Raw genomic sequence first — 17,779 nt, forward strand, 5'->3', positions numbered from 1 at the left:
TCAGACGCACTCAAGAGCCTGCGTCAGGTCCTCGATCAGATCATCGGGATGCTCAAGGCCTACTGAGAGCCTGACGAGACCTTCCGAGACCCCCATTTCCGCACGCTCCTCTGCTGTGAAGCGCTGGTGCGTCGTCGTCGCCGGATGGGTGATCAGGCTCTTGGCATCGCCAAGATTGTTGGAGATCCGGATCAGATCGAGGGCGTTCAGGAAGCGAAAGGCCCCTGCCTTGCCGCCTTCGATCTCAAGGGCGATCAAGGTCGAGCCGCCTGTCATCTGCCGGGCAATGATATCAGCCTGCGGGTGATCGGCGCGGCCTGGATAGATCAGGCGACGGATCTTACCATGTCCAGCCAATGCGTCCGCCACGGTGGCCGCTGTCCGGGTCTGACGCTCGACGCGCAGCGGAAGCGTCTCCAGGCTTTTCAGAAGCACCCAAGCGTTGAAGGGAGACATCGAAGGACCTGTCTGCCGGAGCAACGTATGGACGTGCGTCTGGATGAACTCCTCGGACGCAAGAATGACCCCGCCAAGGCAGCGCCCCTGTCCATCGATATGCTTGGTCGCAGAATAGACGACGCAATCAGCTCCGAGCTGCAGCGGCTTCTGCCAGATCGGGGACGAGAACACGTTGTCCACGACCAGCTTCGCCCCGACCTGATGGGCAATACCGGCGACGGCTTCGATGTCGATGACCTCCAGGGTGGGATTGGCCGGGCTTTCCAGGAAGAAGATCTTCGTCTCCGGCCGCACGGCCTTGCGCCACGCACCGAGATCCGTTCCGTCAACCAGAGTGGCTGCCACGCCAAACCGCGGCAGGAGTTCGGCCACGACATAGCGGCATGAGCCGAAGAGGGCGCGTGCGGCGACGATGTGGTCGCCTGCCTGCAGCGGGCCCATGAGAGCCGCCGTCACGGCGGCCATGCCGGTTGCCGTTGCGCGCGCAGACTCTGCCCCTTCAAAGGAAGCAATGCGCTGCTCGAACATCGTGACCGTCGGGTTCGAGAAGCGGGCATAGAGAAAGCCTGGGCTCTCTCCCTTGAAACGGGCCTCACACTCTTCCGCGCTGCCATAAACATGGCCCTGGGTGAGGAAGAGCGCTTCGGAGGTCTCGCCGAACTCCGACCGCAGCGTGCCTTCATGGACGAGACGGGTCTCCGCATGCAGGGGCCGGCTTCGGCGTGAGCGCGTGCTCATTGGTCGTCCTTCAACCTGGCCGGCTGCTCCTCCTCGATGGCTCAGCAGGCATTTGTCATGATGATTGATGCTTCAGAGAGAGGGCCGGAACCTACTTGGCGCCGGAACTCTGGGGACCGCCGCCATGCTGGCCGGTTGCAACGGACAAGCCATATCTGATGCGGGCCCAGAGACGCTCGTGGCCGTAATAGAGCACGAGCTTGGTCACCACCTCGGTCGCGCCAATAGCCGCAGCTAAGCGGATATCCTGGCTCAGGACAATTGCTGCACCTATGGTCGCAATCGATCCGATGACCCGCCACGACATGGCCTTGAGAGCGCTGCGCCGCTTCTGCTCGCCCGTCCACTTGATCCAGGCCAACGGAGTATTGTTCCGGACGACCTGGAGATTGACGGGCTCCTCGGCCACTGCTCCATCCACGAGACCGATTGCCACCGTGTCGAAACTCTCCCGGTCGATGAGAATGAAGCCGCCCGTGCGACGGCTCTCGGTATAGGGATCGAAGGCGATAGGCTGATCCAGGGAGAGAACCACCTGGCCGATATCGTTGGCGCCCAGCGACGACACGGGCACAGAGGCGAGCGAGGCAAGATCGATCCGCTGACGCACACGGACGACCCTTGCAGGCACTGACGCTGCACCAATCTTCAACAGAAACTGGTCACCCTCCTTCAGGTGCTCTGTCGCCATCCAGAACAGGCGGGCGTTGATCCTGTCGGAGACCTGAGTCTGCCTGTCCAGGGATGCGATGACGTCCCCGCGGGAGATATCCACCTCGTCGGACAGGGTGAGCGTGAGGGACTGACCGGCAATGGCCTCATGCAGTACTCCGTCCATCGTCACGATCTGCGCAACGGACGTCTCCAGTCCGGAGGGAAGGATCCGCACACGGTCGCCGGATTTGACACGGCCGCTGGTGACAAAGCCGGCAAAGCCACGGAACTCCGGGCTGGGCCGGTTGACCCACTGCACCGGCATGCGGAACGGCTCCGCTTCGGCTTTCTGCTCGACCTCGACGGTTTCGAGATAGGAGAGCAGCGTCGGCCCGGCGTACCAAGGAGTCTGCGCTGAGGGCGCGACAACGTTGTCGCCATGCAGAGCCGACAACGGGATGGAAGCGATCCGGTCAAAGCCAAGATTGATCGCGAAGGCCCGAAACTCCGCGTCGATCTGCTTGAATCGTTCCTCGGACCATTCGACGAGGTCCATCTTGTTGATGGCCAGAGCAACATGACGGATCCCGAGCATGGAAACGAGAAGGGCATGCCGGCGGGTCTGGCGGGTGATCCCTTTGCGCGCATCGATCAGGAGGATGGCGACATCCGCGGTCGAGGCGCCTGTTGCCATGTTCCTCGTATATTGTTCATGGCCCGGCGTATCGGCGACGATGAAGGTCCGCCGGTCGGTCGAGAAGAAGCGATAGGCGACGTCGATGGTGATGCCCTGCTCGCGCTCGCTGGCCAGACCATCGACCAGAAGGGCGAAGTCGATCCCGCCGCCCTGCGTTCCATGCTTGCGCGAGTCGCGCTCCAGCGTTGCGAGTTGGTCATCGAACAGACGCTTGGACTCGTACAGCAAACGCCCAATCAGCGTGGACTTGCCATCATCGACGGAGCCGCAGGTGATGAAGCGCAACAAACTCTTGCGCTCATGGGCCGCGAGATAGTCCTCCAGCTTGAAACTCTCGGGTGCGGGATGAACCGTCATCAGAAGTAGCCCTCTTGCTTCTTGCGTTCCATGGACGCAGCCATGTCCTTGTCGATGGCGCGCCCGTGGCGCTCGGATGTGCGCGCCTCGAGCGTCTCGCGGATGATGTCCGGGAGAGTGGCGGCCGTGCTCTCCACGGCTCCTGTCAACGGATAGCAGCCGAGCGTCCTGAAGCGGACCGATCGCAACTGCGGCTGCTCGCCGGGATGCAGCGGCAGCCTGTTGTCATCGACCATGACCAGCATGCCGTCCCGCTCCACCACCGGCCGCTCGGTGGCGAAATACAATGGAACGATCGGGATGTTCTCGCGGTGGATGTAGAGCCAGATGTCGAGCTCGGTCCAGTTCGAGAGCGGAAAGACGCGCAGGCTCTCGCCGCGACGCTTGCGTCCGTTGTAGAGCTGCCAGGGCTCCGGCCGCTGGCGCTTGGGATCCCAGCGATGATGGGCGTTGCGCAACGAGAACACCCGTTCCTTCGCCCGTGACTTCTCCTCGTCGCGGCGGGCGCCGCCGAACGCGGCGTCGAACCCATATCGCTCCAGGGCCTGCTTGAGCGCCTGGGTCTTCATGACATCGGTATGGACCTCCGAGCCGTGGCTGATCGGACCGATGTTGCGTGCAAGCCCATCCGGGTTGGTGTGCACCAGCAGGTCGAGACCCAACTCCTTCGCCCGGCGATCCCGGAACGCGATCATCTCGCGAAACTTCCAAGTGGTGTCGACATGAAGCAGAGGGAAGGGAGGCTTCGCCGGGTAGAAGGCTTTTAGTGCAAGGTGGAGCAGGACCGACGAGTCCTTGCCGATCGAGTACAGCATGACCGGGTTGTCGCTTTCGGCGACCGCCTCACGCATGATGTAGATGCTCTCCGCCTCGAGGCGATCGAGATGGGTCAGGCCGGACCGGAGACGATCGCCTTCGGATGAATCGCTTCTAGAATCGAGCTGGCTTGCGTGGCGAACGCGTTCTGCTTCACGCCCGCTGATCATGGGAATGCTCCTGAATTTGATGGGTCGGCCCGAGATGCAGGCCGCATTCTTTTTTGGCCTCCTGCTCCCACCACCAGCGACCGGCACGCTCAGGCTCGCCTAGGCGGACCGCTCTGGTGCAGGGAGCGCAACCGATCGACGGGTATCCTTGGTCGTGCAGCGGGTTATAGGGAATAGCATTGTCCGTCACATACCGGACGAGGTCCTGCCGGCTCCAATCCGCCAAGGGATTGATCTTGATCAGGCCATAGCCGCTATCCTGGACCGCGAGCGGCACGGCGGCTCGAAACGCCGACTGCTCGGCACGAAGCCCCGTAATCCAGCCTGCCGCGCCCATGAGAGCCCGGCCAAGGGGCTCGACCTTCCGGACGTCGCAGCAGGCCTTTCGGGCCTCGACGGAATGACGGAAGCCGTTGATGCCCTGGCGGGATACGAGCACTTCCAGGCTGGCGCGGTCCGGGCTCACGGCATTGATCCGGCGCCCGTAATGATCCTCCGTCTGCGCCCAGAGATCGTAGGTTTCGGGAAACAGGCGTCCGGTATCGAGGGTCACGAGCTCGATATGAAGATCGAGGCCTGCCCTGAACAGAGCATGGGTAATGGCCTGATCCTCGAGGCCGAAGCTCGTTGTGAACACCAGCCGGCCAGTGAGCGATCGTGCGGCGAGGGAAAGCCGTTCAGGGAGGCTGGCATCTCTCAAGGCAAGGGCCAGAGCCTCCGCCCCAGCCGCTCCTGATGAAGCAAAATCCATCGCAATATTCTCCAAACTGCGAGTTCGAACTTGTTCTTAATAACGAACGATGTCAAGGTCAGGTTGTTCTGACTTGAAGAGGCGATCGATTGATCGAAGGGGCAAGTTGTCCCAAGAAGAGAAGATTCTTTCCTCAAAACTCAGAACAAGGAAAATCATATTCGACAAAAGGCGGGATGCAGAGATGGATCGCATCGACCGAAAAATTTTGGACCTTCTTCAGCAGAATGGCACACTTTCTGTCGCGGACATCGGCCATCGGGTCGGTTTATCTCAAACGCCATGCTGGAAGCGGATTCAGCGTCTTGAAGCCGAGGGCGTGATTGAGCGACGGGTCGCCCTTCTGGATCCTGAAAAGCTAGGGCTCGGCCTGACGGTCTTCGTGTGCATCGAGGCCGGTGACCATACCCAGGACGCTATCGACCAGTTCATCAATGCGATTGCGACCATGAACGAGGTTGTAGAGTTCCACCGGATGGCCGGTGATGTCGACTACATCCTCCGCGTCGTGGTCTCGGACGTAAAGGCGTATGACTTGTTTTATAAGCGTTTGATCGGGATCGTTCCGCTCAAGAAAGTCAGCTCGCGCTTCAGTGTCGAGCGGGTCAAGTTCACGACGGCGCTACCGATCGAGATGACGGTGTAAGGCAGACTGATTATAGATATACAATCCTAAGTTCATAGATAAACAGAATTCTCTTCTCTCTTTTTAGAATTTGACAAAAGAAGTTTTCTTCAGGCCCACGTTCTTTAAAAAGAACATTCCATTGACTTGCACTGAAGCCCCGCGCGACATTCGAACCATGTCAGCATCAGCCCTTCTCCCTCAAACGGCTCCCTTTGGAGACGATGACCGGCTCAGCCTCGATCGTGTCCTAGGTGCGGCTTCCCCGATCCAGCGTGCATGGCTCGCCGGCTTTCTCGCCGGGATCGATGCGGGCCAGGCACCCGCCCCTTGTGTCGATGCACCGGCCCGTGCGGCAGAGCCTCTCACGATCCTCTTTGCCAGCGAGTCCGGCAATGCGGAGCGTCTGGCTCAGGACGTGGCGAAGCTCGCCCGCAAAGGCGGCTTCAAGCCGAAGATCGTCGACTTCGCCGATCTCGACATCGCCGACCTGCCCAAGCATGAGCGGCTGGTGGTGATTACTGCGACCTGGGGCGAAGGCGAACCGCCCTCACGCGCCACGCGGGCCTATGCCGACCTGATGGGGGGATCGGCGCCGCGCCTTGAGAGCACGCGCTTCGCCGTTCTGGCTTTGGGCGATACGGCTTACGCGGAATTCTGCGGCGTCGGCAAAGCCATCGATGCGCGGCTTGCCGAGCTGGGAGCGGTGCGGGCCGTCGACAGGATCGATTGCGACCTCGACTTCGAAGCTCCGGCAGCGGCCTGGATCAAGAGCACTCTCGAAACGCTTGCACCAGCTCTGGAGAACTCGGGCAATGTGGTGGCCGTCGATTTCGGCATCCGTGCCGGCGCCGAGATCAGCCGCGAACCGGTGGTGGCCGAGATCATCGAGCACGTCAATCTGAACTCCTCGCGCTCGGACAAGGAAACCGTTCACCTGGCGCTCGGCTTTGAGAGCAGGGCTCCGGCCTATGAGCCCGGCGACTCGCTCGAACTCTTCCCGGAAAACGACCCGGCCCTTGTCGAGTCCGTTCTTGCGGCCACGGGGCTCAGTGGCGAAGACCCTCTGCGCGCCTCCCTGACCACCGAGCGGGATACCACCACTCTCTCCGTCAAGACGCTCGAAACCTTTGCTGCCGAGACGGGGCATGCAGACGTGCGCAAGCTTCTGGATGAGGGGCAGGCTCGCGCCTGGATCGAGGGACGCCAGTTGATCGATCTGGTCGAGGCCTTCCCCGCATCATTGACCGCTCAGCAGCTCACGGCCCTCACACGCCCCTTGCCGCCGCGGGCCTATTCCATTGCCTCCTCGCGCAAGGACGTCGGCGACGAAGCCCACCTGCTCATCGCCGCCGTTCGCTATGAAACGCATGGTCGTGCCCGTGGTGGTGTCGCCTCGACCTTCGTGGCGGATCGCCTCAAGGCGGGCGCGGCGACCCGTGTTCGTCTGAAGCCGAACAAGCATTTCCGGCTGCCCGATCCCTCGACCGACATCATTATGATCGGCCCAGGAACCGGCATCGCCCCCTTCCGCGCCTTTGTGCAGGAGCGGCGCGCCATCGGGGCCAGCGGCAAGTCCTGGCTGTTCTTCGGCGACCGGCGCTACACGCACGACTTCCTGTATCAGCTCGAATGGCAGGATGCCCTGAAGGACGGATCGCTGGCCCGGATCGACCTCGCCTTCTCGCGCGACACCTCGCAGAAGGTCTACGTCCAGCATCGCCTCTGGGAGCAGCGCCGCGACCTCGTCGGCTGGCTGGACAACGGGGCCCAGCTTTATGTCTGCGGCGACGCGAAGGCGATGGCGAAGGATGTGCGCGCAGCGCTCGTCGCGGCCTTCGCCGACGTGAAAGCCCTTTCTCCCGAGGCTGCCGAACTCGCCGTCACCGAACTTGAGCGCGGCCGCCGCTATCACCAAGACGTTTATTGAGAAGCACGAACGATGTCCAAGGAACTCTCGCGCAACGAGCGCATCAAGGAGGCGAGCGGCTATTTGCGCGGCACGCTCGCGGAAGGCCTCACCGACATCGTGACCGGTGCGATCACCGAGGACGATCAGCAGCTGGTCAAGTTCCACGGCATGTACCTGCAGGACGACCGGGATCTGCGAGCCGAGCGGACGAAGAAGAAGCTCGAGAAGGCCTATTCCTTCATGATCCGCCTGCGCATACCCGGTGGCGTCTGCACGCCGGCCCAGTGGCTGCAGCTCGATCGGATTGCCCGAGAGTATGCCAATGGAACGCTGCGTCTCACCACCCGGCAAACCTTCCAGTTCCATGGAGTCATCAAGGCGAACCTGAAGGCGACGATGAAGGCCATCGACACGGCCCTTCTCGACACCCTGGCCGCCTGCGGCGACGTCAACCGCAACGTGCTGGCCTCGACCAATCCGCATCAATCCCGCGCCCACGCGGCGGCTCTCGATCTCGCCCGGTCGATCTCCGAGCATCTCCTGCCGCAGACGCCGGCCTATCGCGAGGTCTGGCTCGACGGGGAGAAGGTCGTCGGTGGCGAGGAAGTCATCGAGCCCGTCTATGGCCGGACCTACCTGCCGAGGAAGTTCAAGACGGTGGTGGCCGTCCCGCCGTCGAACGAGGTCGACATCTTCGCGCAGGACCTCGGCTTCATCGCGATCCTCGACAAGACAGGCGAGGTCAAAGGCTGGAACGTGACGGTTGGCGGCGGCATGGGCATGACCCATGGCGAGGAAGACACCTATCCCCGCACCGCCGATGTGATGGGTTTCTGCCGGCCCGAAGATGCCCTGGCCGTAGCCGAAGCGGTGGTGACGGTGCAGCGCGACTGGGGTGATCGCACGCTCCGCAAGCATGCGCGGCTCAAATACACCATCGAGGATCGTGGTCTCGAGGCGTTCCGCGCCGAGGTCGAGCGCCGTATCGGCAAGACCCTGGGCAAGCCGCAGCCGTTCCGCTTCGACAGCAACGGCGATCGCTACGGCTGGGTCGAAGGCGAGGACGGTCGCTCCCACTTGACGCTCTTCATCGAGAACGGCCGCCTGCGCGATATTCCAGGCGGCCCGTCGCTCCTGACGGGGTTCCGTCGGATCGCCGAAATCCACGACGGCGAGTTCCGCCTCACGGCGAACCAGAACGTCATCGTGGCCAATGTGTCGCCGGAGAAACGTGGGCAGATCGAAGCCCTCGTGGAGGAACATGGCCTGACGAGCCATGCCACGGCGCTGCGCCGCAACGCAATGGCCTGCGTGGCCCTGCCCACCTGCGGCCTGGCGCTGGCCGAGAGCGAGCGCTATCTACCGTCGCTCGTGACGGCCCTCGAGGAGCGTCTCAGCCTTCGCGGCCTTGCCGAGGACGAGATCACGATCCGCATGACCGGCTGCCCCAATGGCTGTGCCCGCCCGTACATCGCTGAGATCGGCCTCGTGGGCAAAGGCCCCGGGCGGTACAATCTCTATCTCGGCGCAGCGTTCGACGGGTCCCGTCTTTCCAAGCTCTATGCGGCCGACCTGCAGCACGACGAGATCATCGCCGCTCTCGACCCGCTCTTTGCGGCCTATGCTCATGGCCGAAAGCCCGCCGAGAGGTTCGGAGATTTCGTCATCCGTGCGGGCATTGTGGCGGCGACGGGAAACGGGCAGGACTTTCACGCCAACACGGGCCCTCTCGCCGAGGCGGCGGAATGAGCGTGCCTCTTCGGCCCGACGATCGGCGTCCCGCGCGCCTCAACGCCCTGCCGAAGCTGCCGATCTTCGTCGATCTCGCTGGGCGTTCGATCCTTGTGGCGGGCGGATCCAACGGGATCGCCTGGAAGGTCGAACTCCTCGCGGCCGCCGGCGGCATGGTCAGGATCCTTGCGGAGGATCCGTCATCCGAACTCCGCGCCGTCGTTCGAAACGATCCGACGCGTCTCACCCTGATCCAACGTCCATGGCGCGAAACGGATCTCGTCGGAGTCTCGGTCGCCATCGCGGACATCGAGGACCGGCAGGACGCCGCCATCTTCGCCGACACGGCGCGCCGGAACGGTGCCCTCGTCAACATCGTCGATCAGCCGGCCTTTTGCGACTTTCAGTTCGGCACGGTCGTCAATCGCGCTCCCGTCATCGTGTCCATATCGACCGATGGCGCAGCTCCGATTCTAGGCCAGGCCATTCGCCGGCGCATCGAAGCCGTCCTGCCGTCCTCCCTCGGGGCATGGGCGCAGGCCGCAAAGGACTTCCGTGATCGTCTGCGGGAGATCGTGCCATCGAAGCCGGATCGGCGCCGGTTCTGGGAGCAATTCGTGGATGCCGCATTCAACAACAGGGACCCCGAGCGCGGGCTGAAGGACACTCTCGATCAACTCGCACGCGAGACAAGCGGGGTAGCTCCCGAGAGGCCGGCACTCGGTGAAGTTGTCATTGTCGGCGCAGGTCCTGGCGATCCCGAACTTCTGACCCTGAAGGCGATGCGCGAGCTTCAGGCGGCCGATGTCATCGTCTACGATCGCCTTGTCACCCCCGCCATTCTCGAACTGGCCCGCCGGGAAGCCCGCAGGGTCCATGTCGGCAAGGAGGGCCACGGCGCATCCTGCCGTCAGGAAGACATCAACGCCCTCATTGTCGATCTGGCGCTTGCCGGTGAACGTGTCGTCCGTCTCAAAGGTGGTGACCCGGCCGTCTTCGGCCGCACCGGCGAAGAAGTCACCGCTTGCCAGGAGGCTGGGGTGCCAGCCCGCATCGTTCCCGGCATCACGACCGCGAGTGCCGCGGCGGCCTCGCTCAATGGCTCACTGACTCACCGCGATCACGCTCAACGGGTGCAGTTCGTCACTGCCCATGACCGGCATGGCGATCTCCCTGAAGATTTGAACATCGGCGCATTGGCCGACCCAAGAGCGACCACGGTCGTTTACATGGGCCGGCGCACGGCATCCAAGTTGGCAACGCGTCTGCTCGAGAATGGGCTGCCGCCCGACACGCCCGTCGTCGCGACCAGCAATGTATCGAGAACCGATCAGAAGAACCTACATACAACCGTTGGGAGTGTTGCTCGCGGCATCCCTCTGCCTGAAGATGGGCCGCTGATCATTACGATTGGCGCATCTGCCAGCGATGCCACCGGAAATCCGCTCCAACGGAGCAGGGTCAAGCGTCGCGACAGAATAAAGGAGCTCGCAACAAAGGCCCCACAAGACACCCCTGCTCTGTTGGATTAGTGAAGCGGATTGAAACTTCCCTTCAAAGGCGCCGCTGCAGACGCCGAAATTTGATCGAAGTAAGCAATCCTGCCCGCGACCGCCGATCCGACAATAACCCAGAAAAGAAGTATACCGAGAACCATCTTGAGCGATGATCGGAAATGCCCACGAGTCATGCTATCGACAATGCCTGCAATCATATCCTTTCAATACTATCGCGCTCGTCGCGCAACGAACAAGCATCGTTATGATAGCGGGATAAGTTTGGAAGAACGTTCTCGCTGCCTCTGATTTCGGATAATGAACATTCTGCAATTTGTTCGTCGGGAAGTATATCATTCTAAGTCTGACGCGCTATGCATCGTCTGGTTCGACCCGGCAAATTCAAAGCCGCCGCTCTCACGCACGGACCGAACACTGAGAACGGCGCTCGACTTGGTGTGCTCGAACCCATGCGCTTGCTGGAGCCGACGCAGCTTCGCACTCTCGATGTCGAATACGGACTCTATTTTTGCCCTTGATAAAGGAGCTGAGCGTTTCCACGGTACAAACCACACTGTGGTCGGAGCATTTGCTCCAGGCGAGACACCTTGGCTATTCGACATCGCGATCTCGTCGACCTCCTATTTGCAGCATGCCGCCCGGGCTCTGGGCATGAAATAGCCCACTAAAGCGCGTGAATGAAAGGGTGGCGAGCAGGGACTGGACGACCAGTCACTGATTGCGCAACATTACGTTAGCCAAAGGGATCACAAGTCATGGATGTCTCTGTTGAAGCTATTCCCATAGCTAGCGTGGCCAGCGTTTCAGCGACCGTGGATGGTTCTCACATCCTTGTAAGGTTTGGGGCCGATAACGATCAGGAACTTGTTTTAGCCTTGCCTTACGACGTTGGCATTGGCCTTCTTCAAGCCTCGTCCACCGCGCTTGGAGAAGCTCTCCGGAGGAAAGCCAACGACCCAACAGCGGTTCTTGTCACTCCTCTCGACTGGTGGGAGTTCCAGCCTATCCAGGACGAGAAGGTACTTTTATCTTTACGGCAACCGGGAGGATTTGCCACCCGCCATATCCTCCGAAAATCCGCAATCTCTCACATGAGAGACGTACTCAGCGCGATCTTGGGGGACGGGCCCAAACAGGATCTGCGCCAACGGAGAAACTAGATAGTTGCTCTCGGGTTTGGCAAAAAGTTGGAGTGGCCGAGGGCTTTGTTGCATGAATCGGATTACGGACGCATTGAACGCACCCGTAACTCAAGTTCAAGTGATGCGGACAGACTTTGGGCGTCCAAGCTCAAGCATGCGGTTGAGGGCGCGAACCGCAATGGCGATCTCGGTGGTGCGACGCTGGTCTGTCCGCGAGCGCAGCGTATCCCCGATCACCCGTTTGAAGCGGCTGATGGATGCCTCCACAAGTGCCCGACGAGTGTACCCGGATCTCTTTTGCCAGCCCATGCGACCGCGCCGGTCGATCCTTTGGAGATGCCGATCGCGCTGGGCTGGGGTGATCTCCGCATGCTCGCTCAGCACCGCCGTTGAACGTGGTGGGACGATGACTTCAGCATCAGGATGGCGCTCGGCGACAGTGTCGTAGACGCCGATTTGGTCGTAGGCACCATCACCAGTGAACGAGCCGAGTGGAGCCGCGATCAGGTCGAGCAAGGGAGCGACCTGCGAGCCGTCATCGACATCGCTCGTGGTCAGCTCTGAGGCGAGGATCTGTCCGGTCTCGGCATCAACTCCAATGTGCAGCTTTCGCCAGGCGCGGCGTCTCCGGGCCCCGTGCTTCTCGGCCAACCACTCGCCAGGTCCACATAGCCGCAGGCCGGTGCTGTCCACCAGCCGGTGAAGCGGTCCTCCGGAGCTTGGACATGGCTTCGGGATCTCCAGAGTCTCGGCGCGGCGGCTTAGGGTTGAATGATCCGGCACCACAGATCAAGGCCAAGCAGCGTCACGATTGAGCCGATCAGCCCCTCGGTCTGCCGCAGCGCCAGCCGGAACACCGCCCGCAGAGTCAGGGCTGTTTGGATCGCAAGAGCTGAGTAATGCGGCTGACCGCCTCGTGTCGTGCGAGGCTCGGCCCGCCAGGCCGCAATCGCCTCGTCAGAGAACCAGACCGTGAGGCTGCCCCGCTGGCGCAGGGCCGCATCGTACTCCACCCAGTTCATCACCCGGTACCGCTGCTTCGGAATGCGGTGACGGCGAGCGGCATTGGCTTTGAAGGGCACGGTGGAAATCTTTGGTCAGAAGCCGAACTGGCCCCTACGCTACCTAACTGTGGTTACCAACCCGCTCATCCATGCAGCAAGGCGCATTGGACGGGAGATGAACCCTGCCTGAGCCCAAGCGGTTGTGTTGCACTAACCTTGGCAGTGTAACGGGTTGCGGCCTCCGAAGGAGCCGCCCCTGTGTCAATTTTCAAGCGCCGCCGGTTTCCGGTCGAGATCATCCTGTTGTGCGTGCGCTGGTATTGCAAGTACGGGACGGCGTATGAACTGCCCGGGTCAGTTACTGTAATTTGACGACCGTTGCCCGATGAACCCCTCCCGCATGAGTAGCATCACCGTGACCGTTATCATGGCAGTCGGCAGTGCAACAGCGAGAGCGAGGAAGGCCTCCCGACTGCCGAGCGCCTCGATCATCCATTGAAAGTTCATGCCGAAGAAGCCAGTCAGGAAGGTAATCGGCAGGAAGACGGCGGAAATCGCCGTAAGTTGGTCGATGCGGCGGCTCTGTTTCCGAGCGAGGATGGCAGGAATCTCGCTATCGATGGCCCTTACCAGCTCCGCCAGCGATTCCAACTGGTGCGCAAGATCCTCGACACGATCGGCATACTCCTTCACCAGTGAGACGCTCTCTGCATCCTTCCCGGGCATGACCTCGACGCTGACTGCCGCGCTCCTGGCCGCAGTGTAGTACCGGCTGGTGTGCACCGACGCTTTCTGAACCCGACGGCGCAACGACCGGAGGCTGTTCAGATCGGCCGTGGTCAATCCGTCCAGAGACTCCTCAAGCGTGTAAAGCTGCGCACGGGCCTGGGTCACGCTTTCGTCGATCGTCGAGAGCAACAGCAGAAGCAAAAACCATCCCTGAGACACAAGCGGTTTGATGCGTCTCGTGTAGTCCGGTTGCGAAGCGCTGACGGACCTCTCGCAATGACGCTGCATCCCCGGCCCACACCGTCACAATCCACGCTCTGGTCCACAGAACATGGATCTCAACCCACTGGTCCTCCGGACCAATGGCCATGGTCACGACGCGTGCGCCAGGGGCCGCTATCGCCATCCGCGGAGCTTGCCCGAAGTGCAAAATCCAGGTGCGATCCGTATCGTTGAGCCCAAGCTTGGCAAGCAGATTGCTGCGGGCAACCGCATCCGCGGTAAAGATATCGAGCCAGAAGAATTGTCCGGCGGTGGCCCGCTGTAGCACGTCGTCGGCGCTCGCCGGCACCAAGATGCCGGTCGCATCCACAAGCGCCGCGATGCAGGGCTCCGTGTTTCCCGAAGCAGTGCTCGGCGGAGCCGCGGCGGTGCCTGACGCCGCGGAATTCGCCCACTGGGATTCCGGCATGGGTGATCTCCCTACGCGACTTGCAGCGCGGCTTAACGATATGTGATGCGTCGAAAGGGCTCCGTCGCAAACTGTTCAGTAACTCAGTTCGGTCTACGCCTCCGGCCAACTCCGGAGGTGTACGTTGTTCAAAGGCCGCCATTTTGATCGCTCAGTCATCCTCCTGTGCGTCCGATGGTATCTCGCCTATAATCTGAGCCTTAGAGGCTGACTCAAAAAGACATGTGGTCTTTCAGGTCCTTGCGAGCCGCCTGGTCAGCATCCGGATATGGGCGATGAAGACCCATGCCACCGCACTTTCAATAGAGGCTTCAAAGTCCTTGTCAAAGTCCTTGGCTAGGCGGCGGCAGCGTCCAAGCCAACCGAAGGTTCGCTCCACGACCCAGCGGCGCTTGAGGACCGCAAAGCCTTTGGCCGCATCCGAGCGTTTGATGATCTCGATCGTCCAGTGCCCGAGAGCGGCGAGAGCGTCGCGCAACTTGTCTCCCGCGTAGCCGCCATCGGCAAAGACATGGCGCAGCCACGGATAGAGGGCGCGGACGGACGTCAGCACCTCCACCGCACCGTCACGATCCTGGATCTCGGCGGTGTGAACGCGCAGCCCGACGAGATGGCCCTGCGTGTCGGTGATGATGTGGCGCTTGCGGCCCTTGATCTTCTTGCCAGCATCAAAGCCGCGCGGGCCGCCGGCTTCGGTGGTCTTCACGGACTGGCTGTCGATCACGCCGGCCGAGGGGCTCGCCTCGCGGCCGGCCCTCTCGCGCGAGGCGGCCACGAGAGCATGGTTGATCCGCTCAAAGGTGCCGTCGCGTGACCAGGCATAGAAGTATCCTTGCACGGTCGAATAGGGCGGAAACTCCTTGGGCAGCTGGCGCCATTGGCACCCGGTCGAGGCGAGATAGAGAATGGCATCGGCCACGGCCCGCAGGCAGGTCATGCGCGGACGCCCGATCCGCCGGGCGGCGGGCATGAACGGCTCGATCAAGGCCCATTCGGCATCTGTGAGATTGCTTGCATAACGCAGTCCATCCCGCCGATACTGTCGGCGAGTGGCCTCGGTCCAAACCATCGTGACCTCCATCGAATCTTTGCAAATCCGACGGAATCACAGGGCCTTGAGGCCACTCAACCTTTTTCAGTCAGCCTCTTAGAGAGCTGGCGGATCTCAGATCAGCGGCCCAGCGACATCGATCGAAGGGCCTGACTGAGAAGAACCGAGCCGTGATCCGCGCAGTCAAGTCGACAAACGTATGGACGCACGTCTGTCATCTTCCCCAACAGCTCATGGCTGAGGCGCGACGACAGCGCACGACCAGCCCTCACAAGGCTGCCGTGAAGGCGCAGATCGCGGCGGCCATTGCGATCTTGACCATGGCCCCCGTGCGGATTGGCAATCTCATTGCCACCAGACTCGACCAACATCTCTTCAAAATGGGCGGTCCTAAAGGACTCTTCTGGCTGCAGTATGAGCCGCATGAGGTGAAGAACCATGTCGACCTGGAATTCTCGTTCGATCAGGAGCTGACGGATCTCCTGATCGAGTACATCGAGCTGCACAGACCGGTGCTGCTGCGTGGCTCCAACGAGGACTGGCTATTCCCTGGGGCGAATGGCGACTTCAAGGCCCCTCACCTCCTAAGCGCCCAGATCCGCAACATGGTCGAGAGGCGCATCGGCCTGAGGATCACAGCTCATCAGTTCCGACACGTTGCAGCTGCGATGCTCCTCAAGAAGCATCCCGGCAATTACCCGCTCGTTGCGAAGGTGCTCGGGCACAAAGGAACGGCCACAACAATGAACAGCTACATCGGCCTTGAGACGCTCGAAGCCAATGAGATCTTCGCGGCGCTCGTCCGTGAGACTATTCGCTCGCGTCAGGTAGGTTGAGGTGATCCCGATGATGCAATCCCTTCCCGTCTCTTCATGGCCTATGCACGACCCGCTTGTTTGGGCCGAAGCCTGCCGCCCGACGCAGCGGCTGCGCCTTGGTGGTCTGGCATCTCACATGAAACCCGTGACCCAAGATGATCTGGCCCGACGTTACGGCTACTTCCTATGGGCTCTGATGCAGGCGAGGCAGCTCGATCCTGCTGAGCAGGCAGGCGCCCAGATCGTGCCTGACACACTCGAACACTTCATTTCGTTGGCTGAGCCTCATTGGAGCAGCGTGACCCTATACCAGTCGGTGTACAAGCTGCGACGGATCGCTGAGATCCTAGCGCCTGAAACGAGCTTTGCTTGGCTGCGCGAGATCGAGGCGGACCTGCGGGCCGCGGCCCATCCTGCCCGGCGTCGGGAAAACGTCACCACAGACGAATTGGTGGAAGCAGGTGAGGCCCTATTCCGCGAGGCCGGGAAGGCCTCTCACCTCAAGCCCAAGGAACAAGCTCGTCGTGCCCGTAATGGACTCATGATCGCCCTGCTCGCGCTCCGCCCCATTCGGCACAGGAACTTTAGTGAACTGACCCTCGGAAGCACATTCCGCCACTTGGACGGCAACTGGTGGATTGTACTGGAGGCCGGGGATACAAAGGCCGGCAGGATCGACGAAAAGCGCGTGCCGCAGGATCTCGTCCCGTTGGTGGAGCGGTACCTAACGGTCTATCGGCCTATTCTCCTCACGCAAAAGGATAAAGCCTCTCGCGAGGCACGCAAAAGCAACGGAGCAACACGGCCCATGCTGATTAATCTACCTCAACACGAGGCAGGTGCGCTCTGGATTTCGGTTACGGGAGTTCCCCTTACCTACTCCGCCGTCGGCGCTGCAATCGTAGAGACGACAGAGGCAACCCTGGGTATCCGACTAAGCCCTCACGCCTTCCGTCGCGCGGCAAAGGCGACGGCCACCTTCTTGGGCGGGGCATATCCTGGACTAGCGAGAGGCGTATTGCAGCACAACGGCGATAGAGTTGGGGAAGAGAACTACGACAGCAGTTCCAGCCGAAGGGCAGCGCTCGAATCATCCTCTATTGTCCGAGATCTTACTCGATAAGTCTTTCTGACGAGTGCTTAGCCACCGCTCATTCAAGCGATGTGCATCAAGGACTGCAAGATACAGGCGCGTGGTGCGCTTTGCTCATACTGATGGTGTTGGGACTGGAGGTTCTCGACATGATGGGAATGTCTCCTTTCCACCCTCAAGCCAACAACCAGTCTGCTTCTGAGAAGTGCCATGACCCGACCTTTCTGGTTTTGAGTCAATTTCGCGGAAGGCCGTTGATGGAATCCGTGCCAGTACCGGTTCTACGGGCGTAGATCTGGTCCCATTTCAAAACGCTGTTGGGTCTTGATACCAGTGGTCCAGGGTAGGGCCGAACGGCACCAGATCTGCCTTCGTGGCACGAGGTCCCAACGCTGACGGATCGTTCCGACCCGGAGGTTGAAGACCTTAGGTCTGTCACGCTCCGACGTCGAGTAGATGGACGACCCACACTCGGGGCAGAACCCGTGAAGCCGTCTCGCTCCACTCGTTCCAATCTTCACATAGTTCTTCACCCCACCTGTGAGCAGCGTGAAGGCCCCCTCCCGCGTGGGAGCCACGGTGCGGAAGGCGGATCCCGAGAGCGTTTGGCAATCGGTGCAGTGGCAGAGCCACACCTTCTCGGGCTCAATCTCAGCCTCGAAGGTGATGAAGCCACAGTGGCAGCGCCCATCGACCTTCATGGTGCAACTCCTCTTCGTTCCAAGGGTGATCCTACATCTCATCCGGACTTGTGTCGTGCGCGCGAAAGGGTACGCATCATTCGCGTATTCTGCCTCAGGAAATCGGACAAGGTTGCATCTGAA

16 protein-coding genes and 2 pseudogenes are annotated in these 17,779 nt (G+C 61.2%); 10 read left to right on the forward strand and 8 right to left on the reverse strand.

Annotated features, from left to right (window positions below):
- The 4 genes from JO965_RS36665 to JO965_RS36680 all read right to left on the reverse strand — a co-directional run bounded on the left by JO965_RS36665 (nucleotide 1) and on the right by JO965_RS36680 (nucleotide 4,642).
- Nucleotides 1–1,197, reverse strand: a complete 1,197-nt coding sequence (locus JO965_RS36665) for an O-succinylhomoserine sulfhydrylase (protein ID WP_203445745.1) — start codon at nucleotides 1,195–1,197, stop codon at nucleotides 1–3.
- A gap of 91 nt (nucleotides 1,198–1,288) precedes the next feature.
- Nucleotides 1,289–2,905 carry a sulfate adenylyltransferase subunit CysN gene (cysN, locus tag JO965_RS36670; protein ID WP_203445746.1) on the reverse strand — a complete coding sequence of 539 codons (1,617 nt, stop codon included), beginning with the start codon at nucleotides 2,903–2,905 and terminating at the stop codon, nucleotides 1,289–1,291.
- A complete protein-coding gene (gene cysD, locus JO965_RS36675) occupies nucleotides 2,905–3,891 on the reverse strand; it encodes a sulfate adenylyltransferase subunit CysD (protein ID WP_203445747.1) in 987 nt (328 codons plus the stop codon). The genes cysN and cysD overlap by 1 nt, the downstream gene beginning before the upstream one ends.
- Complete coding sequence (locus tag JO965_RS36680) at nucleotides 3,875–4,642, reverse strand: phosphoadenylyl-sulfate reductase (protein WP_203445748.1); 768 nt, start codon at nucleotides 4,640–4,642, stop codon at nucleotides 3,875–3,877. Before JO965_RS36680 ends, cysD begins: the two co-directional genes overlap by 17 nt.
- 184 nt (nucleotides 4,643–4,826) lie before the next feature.
- On the opposite strand from JO965_RS36680, the gene JO965_RS36685 reads away from it, so the two are divergent.
- The 5 genes from JO965_RS36685 to JO965_RS36705 all read left to right on the forward strand — a co-directional run bounded on the left by JO965_RS36685 (nucleotide 4,827) and on the right by JO965_RS36705 (nucleotide 11,587).
- A complete protein-coding gene (locus tag JO965_RS36685) occupies nucleotides 4,827–5,288 on the forward strand; it encodes an Lrp/AsnC family transcriptional regulator (RefSeq protein WP_203445749.1) in 462 nt (153 codons plus the stop codon).
- 157 nt (nucleotides 5,289–5,445) lie between these two features.
- Nucleotides 5,446–7,197, forward strand: coding sequence for a sulfite reductase flavoprotein subunit alpha (locus tag JO965_RS36690; protein WP_203445750.1), 1,752 nt, complete (start codon nucleotides 5,446–5,448; stop codon nucleotides 7,195–7,197).
- 12 nt (nucleotides 7,198–7,209) lie between these two features.
- Nucleotides 7,210–8,928 carry an NADPH-dependent assimilatory sulfite reductase hemoprotein subunit gene (locus JO965_RS36695; RefSeq protein WP_203445751.1) on the forward strand — a complete coding sequence of 573 codons (1,719 nt, stop codon included), beginning with the start codon at nucleotides 7,210–7,212 and terminating at the stop codon, nucleotides 8,926–8,928.
- Nucleotides 8,925–10,442, forward strand: a complete 1,518-nt coding sequence (gene cysG, locus JO965_RS36700; protein ID WP_203445752.1) for a siroheme synthase CysG — start codon at nucleotides 8,925–8,927, stop codon at nucleotides 10,440–10,442. The genes JO965_RS36695 and cysG overlap by 4 nt, the downstream gene beginning before the upstream one ends.
- 740 nt (nucleotides 10,443–11,182) lie before the next feature.
- Nucleotides 11,183–11,587, forward strand: a complete 405-nt coding sequence (locus JO965_RS36705) for a hypothetical protein (RefSeq protein ID WP_203445753.1) — start codon at nucleotides 11,183–11,185, stop codon at nucleotides 11,585–11,587.
- A 96-nt stretch (nucleotides 11,588–11,683) separates the two neighbouring features.
- On the opposite strand, the pseudogene JO965_RS36710 reads toward JO965_RS36705, so the two are convergent.
- Nucleotides 11,684–12,651, reverse strand: a pseudogene (locus JO965_RS36710) (IS5 family transposase).
- Between the two features lie 276 nt (nucleotides 12,652–12,927).
- Entirely contained in the window at nucleotides 12,928–13,503 is a 576-nt protein-coding gene (locus JO965_RS36715) for a CorA family divalent cation transporter (protein ID WP_203445754.1), read from the reverse strand.
- 130 nt (nucleotides 13,504–13,633) lie between these two features.
- Between JO965_RS36715 and JO965_RS36720 the strand changes: the two genes are divergently transcribed.
- From JO965_RS36720 to JO965_RS36730, 3 genes and pseudogenes are all read left to right on the forward strand, one after another.
- The gene (locus tag JO965_RS36720; RefSeq protein WP_203445755.1) at nucleotides 13,634–13,849 is read left to right on the forward strand and encodes a hypothetical protein; all 216 of its coding nucleotides are present in this window, start codon (nucleotides 13,634–13,636) and stop codon (nucleotides 13,847–13,849) included.
- Complete coding sequence (locus JO965_RS36725; RefSeq protein ID WP_203445756.1) at nucleotides 13,836–14,039, forward strand: hypothetical protein; 204 nt, start codon at nucleotides 13,836–13,838, stop codon at nucleotides 14,037–14,039. Before JO965_RS36720 ends, JO965_RS36725 begins: the two co-directional genes overlap by 14 nt.
- A 78-nt stretch (nucleotides 14,040–14,117) precedes the next feature.
- Nucleotides 14,118–14,198 (forward strand): annotated as a pseudogene (locus JO965_RS36730) (IS6 family transposase); the annotation flags it as partial.
- A gap of 27 nt (nucleotides 14,199–14,225) precedes the next feature.
- Here JO965_RS36730 and JO965_RS36735 read toward each other — a convergent pair.
- A complete protein-coding gene (locus JO965_RS36735; protein WP_203445757.1) occupies nucleotides 14,226–15,062 on the reverse strand; it encodes an IS5 family transposase in 837 nt (278 codons plus the stop codon).
- A 152-nt stretch (nucleotides 15,063–15,214) separates the two neighbouring features.
- Here JO965_RS36735 and JO965_RS36740 point away from each other — a divergent pair, with 152 nt between their 5' ends.
- The gene (locus JO965_RS36740) at nucleotides 15,215–15,880 is read left to right on the forward strand and encodes a site-specific integrase (protein ID WP_203445758.1); all 666 of its coding nucleotides are present in this window, start codon (nucleotides 15,215–15,217) and stop codon (nucleotides 15,878–15,880) included.
- Nucleotides 15,881–15,890: 10 nt separating this feature from the next.
- Nucleotides 15,891–16,985, forward strand: coding sequence for a site-specific integrase (locus JO965_RS36745; protein ID WP_203445759.1), 1,095 nt, complete (start codon nucleotides 15,891–15,893; stop codon nucleotides 16,983–16,985).
- Nucleotides 16,986–17,236: 251 nt separating this feature from the next.
- Here the strand turns inward: JO965_RS36745 and JO965_RS36750 are convergent, their stop codons facing one another.
- A complete protein-coding gene (locus tag JO965_RS36750) occupies nucleotides 17,237–17,656 on the reverse strand; it encodes a GFA family protein (RefSeq protein WP_203445760.1) in 420 nt (139 codons plus the stop codon).
- Between the last annotated feature and the right edge of the window lie 123 nt (nucleotides 17,657–17,779).

The sequence above is a fragment of the Microvirga sp. VF16 genome (assembly GCF_016864375.1).
Classification (GTDB): Bacteria; Pseudomonadota; Alphaproteobacteria; order Rhizobiales; family Beijerinckiaceae; genus Microvirga.

Coding starts and splice junctions, on each gene's coding strand:
- JO965_RS36665 (WP_203445745.1), bottom strand. CDS start 1,197: ATGAGCACGCGCTCACGCCGAAGCCGGCCCCTGCATGCGGAGACCCGT.
- cysN (WP_203445746.1), bottom strand. CDS start 2,905: ATGACGGTTCATCCCGCACCCGAGAGTTTCAAGCTGGAGGACTATCTC.
- cysD (WP_203445747.1), bottom strand. CDS start 3,891: ATGATCAGCGGGCGTGAAGCAGAACGCGTTCGCCACGCAAGCCAGCTC.
- JO965_RS36680 (WP_203445748.1), bottom strand. CDS start 4,642: ATGGATTTTGCTTCATCAGGAGCGGCTGGGGCGGAGGCTCTGGCCCTT.
- JO965_RS36685 (WP_203445749.1), top strand. CDS start 4,827: ATGGATCGCATCGACCGAAAAATTTTGGACCTTCTTCAGCAGAATGGC.
- JO965_RS36690 (WP_203445750.1), top strand. CDS start 5,446: ATGTCAGCATCAGCCCTTCTCCCTCAAACGGCTCCCTTTGGAGACGAT.
- JO965_RS36695 (WP_203445751.1), top strand. CDS start 7,210: ATGTCCAAGGAACTCTCGCGCAACGAGCGCATCAAGGAGGCGAGCGGC.
- cysG (WP_203445752.1), top strand. CDS start 8,925: ATGAGCGTGCCTCTTCGGCCCGACGATCGGCGTCCCGCGCGCCTCAAC.
- JO965_RS36705 (WP_203445753.1), top strand. CDS start 11,183: ATGGATGTCTCTGTTGAAGCTATTCCCATAGCTAGCGTGGCCAGCGTT.
- JO965_RS36720 (WP_203445755.1), top strand. CDS start 13,634: ATGGATCTCAACCCACTGGTCCTCCGGACCAATGGCCATGGTCACGAC.
- JO965_RS36735 (WP_203445757.1), bottom strand. CDS start 15,062: ATGGTTTGGACCGAGGCCACTCGCCGACAGTATCGGCGGGATGGACTG.
- JO965_RS36745 (WP_203445759.1), top strand. CDS start 15,891: ATGATGCAATCCCTTCCCGTCTCTTCATGGCCTATGCACGACCCGCTT.
- JO965_RS36750 (WP_203445760.1), bottom strand. CDS start 17,656: ATGAAGGTCGATGGGCGCTGCCACTGTGGCTTCATCACCTTCGAGGCT.